Annotated in this window: 10 protein-coding genes; 2 read left to right on the top strand and 8 right to left on the bottom strand. The window is 41.7% G+C overall.

The features are described 5' to 3' along the window. Positions 1-110 precede the first annotated feature (110 nt). Positions 111-1,502 carry a GTP pyrophosphokinase gene (locus tag AC4PGZ_RS02340; RefSeq protein WP_492159439.1) on the top strand — a complete coding sequence of 464 codons (1,392 nt, stop codon included), beginning with the start codon at positions 111-113 and terminating at the stop codon, positions 1,500-1,502. 74 nt (positions 1,503-1,576) lie between these two features. Here AC4PGZ_RS02340 and AC4PGZ_RS02335 read toward each other — a convergent pair whose 3' ends face one another. From AC4PGZ_RS02335 to AC4PGZ_RS02300, 8 genes are all read right to left on the bottom strand, one after another. Then, entirely contained in the window at positions 1,577-2,551 is a 975-nt protein-coding gene (locus tag AC4PGZ_RS02335; protein ID WP_492159438.1) for a PhzF family phenazine biosynthesis protein, read from the bottom strand. Between the two features lie 73 nt (positions 2,552-2,624). Beyond that, the gene (locus AC4PGZ_RS02330; protein WP_492159437.1) at positions 2,625-3,701 is read right to left on the bottom strand and encodes a M24 family metallopeptidase; all 1,077 of its coding nucleotides are present in this window, start codon (positions 3,699-3,701) and stop codon (positions 2,625-2,627) included. 149 nt (positions 3,702-3,850) lie between these two features. Further along, positions 3,851-5,014: an AI-2E family transporter gene (locus AC4PGZ_RS02325; protein ID WP_492159436.1), complete on the bottom strand. Its 1,164-nt coding sequence runs from the start codon at positions 5,012-5,014 to the stop codon at positions 3,851-3,853. A gap of 20 nt (positions 5,015-5,034) precedes the next feature. Next, on the bottom strand, positions 5,035-6,210 hold the full coding sequence (locus AC4PGZ_RS02320) for a cation diffusion facilitator family transporter (protein ID WP_492159435.1): 1,176 nt from the start codon (positions 6,208-6,210) through the stop codon (positions 5,035-5,037). 2 nt (positions 6,211-6,212) lie between these two features. Then, positions 6,213-6,881, bottom strand: a complete 669-nt coding sequence (locus tag AC4PGZ_RS02315; RefSeq protein ID WP_492159434.1) for a histidine phosphatase family protein — start codon at positions 6,879-6,881, stop codon at positions 6,213-6,215. A gap of 61 nt (positions 6,882-6,942) precedes the next feature. Then, a complete protein-coding gene (locus tag AC4PGZ_RS02310) occupies positions 6,943-8,175 on the bottom strand; it encodes an efflux RND transporter periplasmic adaptor subunit (RefSeq protein WP_492159433.1) in 1,233 nt (410 codons plus the stop codon). Between the two features lie 12 nt (positions 8,176-8,187). Continuing rightward, positions 8,188-10,548, bottom strand: a complete 2,361-nt coding sequence (locus AC4PGZ_RS02305; RefSeq protein ID WP_492159432.1) for an ABC transporter permease — start codon at positions 10,546-10,548, stop codon at positions 8,188-8,190. 42 nt (positions 10,549-10,590) lie between these two features. Further along, entirely contained in the window at positions 10,591-11,328 is a 738-nt protein-coding gene (locus AC4PGZ_RS02300) for an ABC transporter ATP-binding protein (RefSeq protein ID WP_492159431.1), read from the bottom strand. 199 nt (positions 11,329-11,527) lie between these two features. Between AC4PGZ_RS02300 and AC4PGZ_RS02295 the strand changes: the two genes are divergently transcribed. Beyond that, on the top strand, positions 11,528-12,790 hold the full coding sequence (locus AC4PGZ_RS02295) for a DUF1343 domain-containing protein (protein ID WP_492159430.1): 1,263 nt from the start codon (positions 11,528-11,530) through the stop codon (positions 12,788-12,790). Positions 12,791-13,065 lie beyond the last annotated feature (275 nt).

Below are 13,065 nucleotides of genomic sequence, written 5' to 3'. Positions count from 1 at the left end.
AGTTGTTAAATTCTTATGTAAGTCTTATTTTATCCATATCTGTGGAACATTTTTATATTTTGTTATATAATGATTTTATAGGTTTAGAATATAATCAAAGGGAGGTTTCCATGAAACTATCGTTTTTTGAAACTATTGACAGAACAGTTAACATTCTCGAAGAGATGTCGCCCCATTATGAATCTGTATCTGATAAGTTATCTGCGTTTTTCGAAGCGCTCATGCATGAAAATATCCAGCCCATCGTGAGTGTCAACAGGAGGGTAAAATCATCCAAAAGCCTGAGAGAGAAGATTCTGAGAAACAAGCTTTATCAGAAGCATGAGACTTCAGAGGATATCCTGGACAATCTTCCTGATCTTATAGGAGTAATGATCTTCTGCCGTTTTGTTCATGAGGAAAATGATATTTTTGAGATAATTAAAAAGTTTTTCTCATCAACCGATGTCGACGGCTGGTACTACAACCCTGAGCTTAAGAATATGCCGATATACCTTAATCTTGCTGAGCCTCAGCCTCAGAAGCAGAAGAACGGATTCTCGATTTACAGGGTCGACGGACATTACTATTCATACGGTGAAAAAATCAATTTCGAGCTTCAGATAAAGTCTCTTGTCCATTCATTCTGGTCTGATATAGAGCATGAAATAATATATAAGAACAACAGATACCTCCTGATTGACAGCTTCATGAGAGATATGCTCAGTTCTATCCATCAGAATCTCGAGTCCATAGACAGGCAGATTGCGCTCATCTACAACCAGATGAATACAGTCTCAAACTCTCAGAAAAATCCGGACAAGGTCCTAAACGAAGAGTTTTCGAAGCTTATACTTGCCAAATCCATAAACGACATATTCATCGAAAAGATGCATGAGAATATAGGGTTCACCATAGACTTTAAAAAAGCATGTGACATCCTTAGCCAGTATATATTCGTAAAAAACGAAATCGTATACCAGAACCTTTCCAGCCAGACCATGCTGGAGCTCCTCACAAGGATAAACTTCATATCCAAGAGGTTCATTGATTTCGAGACGCCTATATATTTCGAGCACAAGTTCAAGCCAAAGAGCAGGTTTGGAGAAATCCTGGGAAGCAAGCTGCTTGAGATGATCAATATAGATTTTGAATGGAACGTGTTCTTCAAGATTCTTTTTGAGATAGAGCCGGGCAGCAACATAGATGACTTTGAGCGTTTTCTTTCAATAATAAAAGCCAGATATGCCGATGCGGACCTCTATCAGCCTATATTTGACAAATTCAGCTCCTCAGACGCGTCCTATATAAAGGATGATGTACTTACTGCCATCGCAAGCGCGCTTGCAGATGTGGGGACAATCAAGATCATCTATGAGGATAATTTCCTTTCCGTATGTGCAAAGATCGCAAATTTTGTGCTCTCAATAGCGGAGTCATGTTCTTCCATAGAAGAATGGGAGGATTTCAAGAATATTGAGCTCCCTCAGTTTGAGGCAATCGTGTCTCAGTCCATATCTTAAAATCTAAAAACCTGTGTCAGAATCTCAGGAAGGGAATGCCCCTTATACTGAAGATTTGCTGCACAGGTTTTTTCTTACAATTCAACTGTAATTTCTTCAAGATCCATCGCTCTTCCTCCGACTCTTACGGCCTCTACAGCAGTTTCACCGGCTCTGACCCTTAAATCCAGGCTCGTACTTATAAGGGATTTTCTGCCCATAGTGTATCCCTGCTCAAATTTCATGTTTATCGTTCCATTGAGCCTTATTCTTGACTTGAGATTGTTTTCATAAAGATATCCTGCCAAAGCTCCGCTTGAAGTTCCGGTAGCAGACTCTTCGTCTATTCCAAACAGTGGGGCAAAATTTCTGCACTGAGCTGTATTGTTCTCATCTTCGGTTTCAAGTGTGAATACATGGTATCCCGTTATGTCGTACTTCCTGCTGAGCTCTGTTATGAGTTCATAGTCCGGCTTTATGGATCTGAGGCTCTCCAAGCTTTCTACGGGTATGATCAGGTCTCTGAGCCCTGTCGATACTACCTGCATCCTCTGCATTATGTTAGGCCCTTCTACATATTTCATGGTCATTGAATTTCCTTCGATATCTGCCACATAGTTCTTGATTCCCGTGCATTCTGAGCTTATTCCAAGCGATCTGCATACTTTGTCATAATCCTGATTTCCTGGCTCAATTGACTCTGAAAGCTCAGGCTGGTTCTGCGCCATCATTATGGTGCCATCATCCCTTATCTCAACAGAAAGTATACCCGCAAGAGTTTCCTGAGAGTATCTTCCAGGCTTTATTATGCCTTTTTCGTACATGGCATGGAATGCTCCTATGGTTGCATGCCCGCACAGATCAACTTCCGCTTCAGGCGTAAAAAATCTTACTCTGAAATCGCTCTTGTCTGACTCCATCACAAAAGCAGTTTCCGAAAAACCAACTTTTCTTGCGATTTCAAGCATCTGGGCCTCTGCAAGCCCTGACGAATCAAGGACTACCCCTGCCGGATTTCCGCCTCCGCTTTCCAGTGCAAAAGAATTCAGCGTGATTACTTTTACATTCATATTATGCTCCCTCTGTTTAAAAAAATCCAGGATGCATTTTCTGCATCCCAGATTCCTGTTATTTATATGCAATCTATTTTATTATTAAAAGATCTTTTGGATATTTATTAAGTACTTCACATCCGTCTGCCGTAACAAGCACAAGGTCTTCTATTCTTACTCCAACTTCGCCTGGAAGGTATATTCCCGGCTCTATTGAGAATATCATTCCTTCTTCAACCGGCATTGTGTTTACTGATGACACATCGCCGTAATCATGGCACTCTATTCCGATTGAATGTCCTGTTCTGTGTGTAAAGTATTTTCCATAGCCTTTTTCAGTTATATAGTCTCTTGCCGCTGCATCTATGTCGCAGAATCTTACTCCCGGCTTTACAGCTGCTATTGCTCTAAGGTTGGCTTCTTTAACGATTTCGAATACTTCTCTTCCTTTTTCAGATACAGACTTGTAGAAAGCAGTTCTTGTCATGTCTGAGCAGTATGAATCTTTTACACATCCGATATCAAATATTACAGAGTCCCCTTCTTTTACAACGGACTTGTCTATGTCGTGGTGTGGATCTGCTGCATTTGCTCCGTATCCTATAATAGGATTGAATGAGAAGCCATCAGCTCCAAGCTCTTCATAGATTCCTGAAAGGATCTGCGCCATCTTAACTTCTGTAACGCCTTCTGCAAGCTCCTTCTGAATTCTTTCCATCGCTCTGTCATTTATTTCAGAGGCAATTCTCATCTTCTGTCTTTCATCTTCGTCCTTGTTCATTCTTATTCTGTCAAGTATCTCTGAACCGTTAGTGTAGCTTGAAGCTCCATTAAGCTCCATAAGTCTGAGAAGGAATCTTGCCGGCCATACTTTGTCTACTCCAAGAGCTTTTGTAGAGTCAGTATGCTCTGCTATGAAGCTTACTCCATCCTGAGTATCATTAAACCATATTTTCTCTGCTCCAAGATCGTCTGTCACAGGGAATAATTCATTGATAAATAATTTGTGGTCTCCGCCTGCTTTGATTAATAGACAAAGAAGTCTTTCACCTGGATGAATCCATTTTCCAGTTAAATAGAATATTGCAGCCGGATCCGAGATCAGCATCTGCTCAAGATTCTGTTTCTCCATTAATTCCAGCACTTTCGAAAGTCTTGCCTGATTCATGTTGTATCTCCTTTAAGTATAATAATTTTGTTGCTGATTATATGATACAGCAAAAATTAAGGATTGTCGATAGGGAAATCGCATGTCACGCACATTGAATTTCCGGGTTAATTTTCACTATTATGAATTTTGTGTCATTTTCCCGAATTTTACAGGTACTCCGATGTATCCGCCGGCTTGCCTCTTGACCTGAGCCTTTTCTCTATTATTTCCTTTATTATGCTGTAGGCAACCGCCATAGTTGGAACCCCCAGTATGACTCCGGTAATGCCAAACAATCCTCCTCCTGCAAATATAGCAAGAAATACCCAGAATCCCGAAAGCCCCGTTGAATCTCCTACTATCTTTGGAACAAGAATATTTCCATCTATCTGCTGCAGCACAAGCACAAGAACCGCAAATCCAAGTGCTTTTGGAAAGCTTACCATCGATATTATGAATATAGACGGGACCGCGCCTATAAATGGCCCGATGACCGGTATGATGTTGGTGACTGTCACTATCATGCTCACCAGAAGCGCGTATGGCATCTTCAGTATGCTCATGGATATGAAACATATAATCCCAAGCACAGCTGCGTCCGTAAGCTGGCCCGAGATATACTTTGAAAATATCCTGTTTGTGAGCTGAGCCTTTTCCATCAGGTATGCTGCCGCTTTTTCAGGCATAAGTGCTGTCACGAGCTTCTTTGTCTGCGCCGCGAATCGCTCTTTTCCAGCCAGGAAATATATGGAAACTACTATGCCTATTATTATATCCAGGATTTTTCCGGAAAATGAAAGAAGCATATTCACCGCAGCCGGAAGGAGCTTTGATATGAGCTCAGAAAGCTTTGCAATGAATGTCTGTCCTGTAGAGAGCACCTCTTCCACTATTGCCGGGTTAAAATCTACTGAGTCTATTAGGCTTTTTGTGAAGCGGTCTACATTTTCCATATATGAAGGAAGGTTTGACACAAATATTGATATGCTGTCTGAAAGCTGCGGTATTATTACAGAGATGAATCCGGTAAGAAGCACAAGTGCAAGCAGCAGCGTAAAGGTTATCGACAGGGCTCTTGTAAGAGCTCCTGAATTCTTTCCTTTTATTATGCGCGAAAGCAGTTTTTCTATATGTCTCATAGGATTCTTGAGCAGATAGGCTATCACGAATCCGTATATGAACGGAGACATCATCCGTGCAAAGCTGCCGATTCCCGCGAATATATGCGATATATTCAGAACAAGGAAATACACGATTACTGCTGCACAGAGCGCTATTGAGTTTGCAAGCGCCCTTTCCAGTATCTCTTTTTTGATTACGATCTTTGACATGTTTTCTCTCCCGATTCGAATCATACATTTATATTGCTTTTATCAACTGTTATTTTTATGTTGCTTCTGTTGAAATTCAGCGTCAGTTTTTCTCTGATATGCTTCTTTGTCTCTTCTATCTGTCTGTCCGTATATGTCAGAGGCACAACCAGGTCAAAAATCACTGCTCCGTTTTTTTCAGGGACTATCCTGAAATCATGGATGTCCAGCTCCGAATCAATTTCAGAAATGATATACTTGGTTCCATGGTAAAGCTCCTTGACTTCGATGTCATCATAGTTTATAGGATCCATGTGAATTATCAGATCTATATGAAGTTCTTCGGAAATTTCTCTTTCGGCTCTGTCAATTATCTCATGTGCTTCCACTATATTCATCCTGTCCGATACCTCTGCATGTATAGTGGCAATATTCCTGCCGCCGCCGTAGCTGTGTATTATGAGGTCGTGGCTGCCCCTTATTCCTTCGAACGACTCTACTCTCTCTATTACCTTTTCTACGAGATCCTTGTCAGGAGCAGTTCCTATGAGAGGATCTATGGCATCTGTCACTATCTTCCATCCATTATATATTATGAATACTGATACCAGGAGCCCGACATAACCATCTATTGGAAATGGTACAAGGCCTGAACTGAATATCGAGAATACCACGACTCCGGTAGTAAGCACATCGCTCCTGCTGTCTGCAGCTGCCGCCTTAAGTGTTGAGGATTTTATCTTTTCTCCCACGGATGTGTAGAAATTTGCCTGCCATATCTTTATGCTTATGGAAAGCAGCAGTATCACAAGAGTGACTGTATTAGAAGCTATTTCCTCAGGGTTTCTTATCCTGTCAAATGAGGTTGTCAGAAACTTGAATCCTACGAGCAGAACCATAACCGCTATGATAAGCGCAGAAAGATACTCAGCCCTTGCATGCCCGAACGGATGTTTCTCATCCGCAGGCTTGTCTGAGACTCCAAATCCGATAATGGCTACCACAGATGATCCTATGTCAGAAATATTGTTCACTGCATCTGCTATCACCGCTATGCTGTTGATGTTTATGCCAATGACTATCTTTATCAGAGACAGAGCCGCATTGCTCAATATCCCTGCGGCTCCGCAGAGATATCCATATGCTTTTATTACCTTTCGGTTTTTTATTTCCTCATGATTCTTTACAAATTTTCTTATTATGAATTCATTTATCATATCTATTCTTTCTTTTTAATATAATCGGTTTCTGCAGTAGTTACCTGATGCTCCCCAAGGTGTGATGTATCCACCTCGCTCAGTATTTCGATGCGGTCATCTTTTATATCGAATATACTTATGCTGCAGTTTGTTATGAACGGTTTTTCCCAGAATTCGCTTATCCTGAGCTTTCTTATCATCACGAAAAGCGCCTTTATGAAAACTCCGTGCGATACCGCAAGTATTATGTCATCGCTTTCGTGCTCCTTTCTAAGCCTGTCTATAAAAAGCTCCGCTCTTTTTATGACATCTTCAAATCTTTCTCCGCCTTCAACTGGAACGAATTTTTCTGGATGCCTGAAGTAATTCATATACTGAGCCTCAGACTCAGGGCTTTCGCATATCTCTTCCATGGTTTTCCCCTGCCAGTGGCCATATGACATCTCTGCGATGTATGGCTCCACTGTATATGATATGTCTTTTCTTCCCTCGAGTATTATGTCTGCGGTTACCATCGCCCTTATCTGATGGCTTGTATATACTTTTGTAAATTCGATTCCGCTGAGCGCTTCTCTTATCTTTTCTGCACCGCCTGTTCCCTTTTGTGTAAGGGGAGAATCAAGCTGCCCCTGAAGAATATGCTCTCTGTTCCACAGCGTTTCCCCATGCCTTACCAGATACAATTTCATTATGTCATTTCTCCTTAATATATGTTTTTAGAATTTATTATATCATTATACTATGTTTTTATCAGTAAGTCACCCGTGTTCCATCTCTGAGCTTTTCGTTGTCCGGTTCTGCCACTACCGCATCTCCTTCTTCAACGCCTTCAATTATCTCTGTCATTGTGGCTGTCTCAATCCCGGTCCTTACCTTCTGGGTCTTTATCCTTCCGTCTTCCACCTTGAATATGTGGTCTTCTCCGTCCTTTTCGAATATGCACATTTTAGGTATAGAGAATACATCCTTCTTCTCGATCGTCACAAAATTGATATCAAGGCTGTATCCCACAGGAATATCCTCTATGCCTTCAAAAAATGTCTCCACAGTCATCTTCTGCTCCTCAAGTCCGAGACTGGATATGCTCGTTACTGCAAAGTCCGATATCCTGGTTATCTTTCCTTGAAATGTTTTTTCAGAGTTCTTTGTCTCATATATTATCTCGACGCTGTCTCCTTCCCTGAGCTCCGCAGCTACATTTGCCGCAATCTCAGAAAAAACTGTCTTGTTGTCCGCAGAGCTTATGTCAGCAACCGGCATCTGAGGACTTACAAAGCCTCCGTCACTTATATTCAGCGACGTTATTATTCCATCAAAAGGAGAAAGCATCTGTGCTTTTGCTTTTTTGGAAAGCAGTGCGGCCTTCTGGCTCTGCAGGCTCTGTATCTGCCCATTGAAGTATGAATTCATCGCATAAGAATTGTTCTCCATGGCAGCGAGATTGTTCTCCTGTATCCTGAGCTCCGATTCGATATCTTTTGTCGAGCTGCGTATGACTTCAAGCTCGCTTTCTGAAATCCCTCCCGCTGCTAGCAGTGATTCTGCTTTCTCAAGATCGCTTACTGCTTTATCAAGGCTGCGTTTAGTGTTTTCTACAAGTATTTTCTGGACTTCGATTTCTCTTCCCTGAGGATTGCTGATGCCCGTAGCATTTTTCTGTCCTGACAGGGAACTTATCTGAGCGTTTATCTGTGAGATTGCATTCTCTATATTCTCAGGGTCCACCTCTGCTATGAGCTGGCCCTTCTTTACCCGGTCTCCCAGCTCCACATATACGCTGGCAGTCCCGTCAAATGAAGGCGAAAGCGAAGCAGATCTGCCCGATTTTATTATTCCTGTCTCCCTCACCGTCTCCTTAAGTACAGATTTTTCTCCAACTTCGTACACTGAGATTTTTTCCTCTTTAAATATGAAGCTGATCGCTGCTGCTGCAGAAATAATCACTATCAGTGCTATCACAGCTATCTTGTATTTTTTCTTCATGATTCAGTCTCCTTATTCATTTGATTTAAGTGCGTCTGCCAGATTAAGCTTCTTTATCTTTCTAAATGCAGCCATCTGACCAACTGTTACGGCGATAACAGTGACCATTATGGCCATCAAATAGAATCTGATGTCAAAATCAGCAGGAAGATAATACATATCCGTATCAAGCGAGCTCATCATAAGCACAAGGAGCAGCTTTGTCACTGGAGCTCCGAGCAGCATGCCTGCAATTGAAAGCATCCACTGCTCAAAGCTGACTATTTCAAAAACTTCCTTCTCGCTCATCCCCAGAACCATCATCGACGTCATCTCCCTCTCTCTCTCAGATATGACCGTTATCATCGAGTTATAGATTATTGCAAATCCAGTTACCACTGCTATCACTCCAAGATAAAGTATTTCAGCTGTAACAAGACCCATCATGTCCTCCAGCATCGCTATGAAGGAATCTGAAATGGTTATGCCTCCTACATAAGGGCTCTCTGTGTATTTTTCCTTTATGCTCAGCTGTACCTGTTCGTCTGCCGATATTATTATCTTGTTCGCTCTGCCTGGATAGCCTGTTATCTCTGCCAGATCATAAAGGCTCATGTACCCATTTGATCCCATGAGCTGTTCCTGTATGTCAGATATCATTATCCTCGTCTCTTCCTCAGGGTATCTTGCAAGAGGAGAGCTTATATAGATGTAATCTCCCTTCGAAGCGTTTATGCTTTCAGCTATATTAGGGGTAACCGAGAGCTGTCCAGGCCTTAGATCAACTGGTCTTTTCGTGGAATCCACTGGCGTGTAGAGTTCTCCTTTCGGTTCTACTCCTACCATGACGCTGTCCATGCTGAGATTGTCCTTTCGAAAAGTAACAGGAATCTCTATAAGGGCCTCTGCCTTTTTTACATCATTCATGTATATTTCGGAAATAGCACTGTCTATTTCCCGAAAACTCTTGAGCTGGATCTTTATATCATATTTCTCCACGTAATCATATCTCTCATATATCATGGGCATCATCTGCCCCATCATAGTCCACGGTACAGCGCATATTCCTACTGTGAAGGACACTCCAAGCATTATGAATATGCCTCTTGATCTGTTTCTTCCGAGATTTCTGAGTCCGATCCGCCCTGTCATCTCAAGTGAATTCATTATGAATCCAATTTTTTCTGCTACAGGCTTTTTTGTGAATTTCTGAGGGCTTCTTGGCCTCATGGCTTCAGCCGGAGAAAGCTCCACGGAGCCTCTGCCTCCCAGATATCCTGTAATTATGCTGAAGACAAGTGCAATCAAAAATGAAAGCACGATATATTTGATATCTACGTTTGCAGATACAAATGGCATGTTGAAAAACTGCTCATAGGTAACCATCAGCACTCCTGAAAGCAGAGTTCCTGAAAGTGAGCCAAGTAGCGCTCCCGAAACACCCATTACCGATACATATGCTATATAATGAGTAAGAATCTGCATATCCGAAAATCCAAAAGCCTTTAGCAGTCCTATCTGACCCCGCTGGAGCTCTACAAGCCGCTTCAGCATTATATATACTATGGCGCCTGCTATCAGCAGGAACATTACCGGCATTGAAGTAGAAACAGCCGCTATGCCTTCGAGCTCCTGAACCATGACTGAATTGCTCTGCTGATCAGTTGCCTCATATATGCTCATCAGTCCGTACGGCCTCAGTATGGCGCTTATGTCATCCTTTACGTCGGAAAACAAATACCCTTCTTCAAGCTCGAATATAATGCTGTTAAAGCTCTCGTCGCCAACAAGGCTTCCTGCCAGTCCTATTTCTGTATATGCTATTCCAAACTTGCTGTTATCAGGAAGTATCTCAGATACATCCCTTGTCGTGAATATGTTCTCTGCGCTTCTTCCTATTCCAGTTATTGACAGTACCGATATCTTTCCATTATAGATTATCTCTATGTCATCTCCCACGCTGTAGCCGTTTGCCCTGGCAAACATAGGATCTATTGCAATTTCTCCATTACGCTGTGGGCGTCTGCCTTCCTCGATTATAAACCGGCAGAGAGAGTCAGAGCCCGCAAAGAGTCTCAGATATCTGCTCTCGGCAAGTTTCCGGGTTTCAGGATCCTTTACTATAAAGTCCTCTACCACCCTTCCTTCAACAGTCCTGATGCCCTCAACAGAGGCAAGCGCTCTTATTTTTTCTCTTGGAAAAGCTCTTACATCTGAAAATATATCCGCAAAGCTTGAATCTTTATAAAAAGTGGCTTTCGAAAGATTTAATGACTCATTTACATTCGACATGAATGTGAATATCATCAGTGCTATGGATATAAGTACCGTCGCGGCTATATTTGCAGCCCGGTTTGTCCTCAGATCCCTGAATATTTTTTTTAGCAGGATCATTTTCTGGCCTCCTCTTGAGTCTGCAGTTCTATAATCATTTCCTTATATCTCCGTATCTTCTATATCTGCCGGATTCTCATTGACTATGACATCAATTATCCTGCCATCCCTCAGAACCATTATCCGATCTGCCATGCTTGCTATTGCATTATTGTGAGTTATTATTATGACTGTCTTAGAAAACTCCCTGCAAAAATTGTGGAGCACCCTGAGAACATCCTTTGACGATTTTGAATCAAGTGCCCCGGTTGGCTCGTCACACAGAAATACATCCGGATCCTTTGCGAGAGCCCTTGCTATAGCGACTCTCTGCTGCTCTCCTCCTGAGAGCTGGGATGGAAAATGATTCTTCCTCTCAGAAAGGCCAACCTTGGCCAGCATATCCTCGGACTTGAGGCTTGACTCCGATATTTCTCTTGCTATATCGACATTTTCGAGGGCTGTAAGATTTGGAAGAAGATTGTAGAACTGAAATATGAAGCCTATGTTCTTTCTTCTGTACATCGTCAGCCTTCGCTTGTTCATCTCATGAACGGGAGTGTCTTCAAAATAAAGTTCTCCTCCTGTGGGACTGTCCATTCCTCCTATTATATTGAGCATGGTAGATTTCCCTGAGCCAGACGGCCCAAGGATGACAAGAAGCTCTCCTTTATGTATCTCAAAGTCTACGCTGTCGAGCGCGTTAATCTCCACCTCACCCATTATGTAGGTTTTTTTCAGATTGACGCCTTTTATCAGTACTTCCTTCTTATTGTCTGTTTTTTTCATATGTTTTTCCATTTCTGTCTCCAGATTTTAAGATCCGTAAAATTTTATTACTTATTTATTATACCCAGCGAATCAGGTTTGAAATATATATGTAAGCTTTTTGTATCATCTGTGTCATATCTTTTTATGTTTTTATGATACAATATATGTATAAATATGTAAACTCAAGTATCAATTCATATAACGACTGTTAAAGAAAGGATTTTAGCTAATGAAAAAAATTACCGCTTTGTTTATCTTCATTATGGTGATAAGTACTTCAGTTGCCTCAGCGCTGACTCCAATGCAAAGTGCCTTCAGCAATCTCGACAGATTCATATCATCATATGTGGAAGGCCGGGAAAACGAGCCGGATGCCTCTGATTCAGGAAAGGTAATCCTTGGAAACGAAAGGCTGCTCACGGAGTATTCGCATCTCATAAAAGGAAAGAGGCTGGGACTAGTTACAAACCAGACCGGAGTGGATTCTGCCATGGTAAAGACCGTAGACAAGCTTTACAATTATAATGAGGCTGAACTCACGGCGATATATTCACCGGAACACGGACTTGACGGAAAGACCCTTGCCGGAAAATATGTAGCTTCATATACAGACAAGACTCTCAACCTGCCTGTCTACAGCCTCTATGGCGAAACAAGAGAGCCTTCGAAAGCGATGATGGAAAATGTAGATGTTATGATATTTGATATGCAGGACATAGGCTCGCGTACATATACCTATATGTCTACGCTGAATTATGTGATGAGGGCCGGAAAAAAATATGGAAAGCCTGTAATAATACTCGACAGGCCAAATCCTATTGGAGGAAATACTGTAGATGGATATGTGGCGCAGGACAAGTATCTCACATTTGTAGGAGTTGACAATCTTCCTCTTGCTCACGGAATGACCGCCGGAGAACTGGCCGGGTTCTTTAACAGAAAGATCGGTGCCGATATCACAGTAATACCTATGAAAAATTACAAAAGAAGCATGGTATGGCAGGATACAGGCCTTAAATTCGTAGCAACCTCACCAAAGATACCTGACATCTATTCAGCCTTCTGCTATATCGCAACCGGAATGGGCGAAGGCACCAGCGTAGGTCAGGATGACTATTTCAAATGGGTCGGCTCTGCAGGAATAGACTCCCTTGCGCTTGCTAACAGCCTGAATTCAAGCGGCCTCAGCGGGGTCACATTTTCCCCTGAAACAAGAGGAAGCCGCGGAGGTGTAAGGATCAACATAACAAACTTCCACAGATACAACCCTGTACAGACATCCATATATATACTGACTGCAGCAAACTCCATGAAGACACTCAATATACCGTCAGAGCAGAATGGCGTTATCCCAATGTTTGAAAAGATATGGGGAGGCAGCAGGTTCGGAAATGCTCTTAAAAATAAATGGAGCGCGGAGAAAATAATTGAAAGCTATCAGGATGAATTAAACGAATTTAAAGAAGAGCGAAAAAAATACCTGATTTACTGATTGTAAAATATCTCAGATACCACCACGATTCTATTCAAAAACTCCTCTAATGGCATAAAAAATGTCATCAGAGGAGTTTTTTTATGAAAAAAAATTTCATTTTTCCGATTCAGCTAAATATTGTGTTTATAAATTGTCAATCATTGTGTAAATATTGATACCGTTTGGGATTAAAAATATAGCAAGTTTTCGATATAGTCTGAAAATTAATCAACTGTTTATTTGAATTTGTTACCCTTTTGTAACTTTTTGGCCGAAAAGCTTGTTTTTTTGTA

Source organism: Proteocatella sp. QWL-06, from assembly GCF_058684135.1.
Note: the sequence above shows the minus strand (reverse complement) of the source record. Positions and strands in the feature narration are given on the sequence as shown.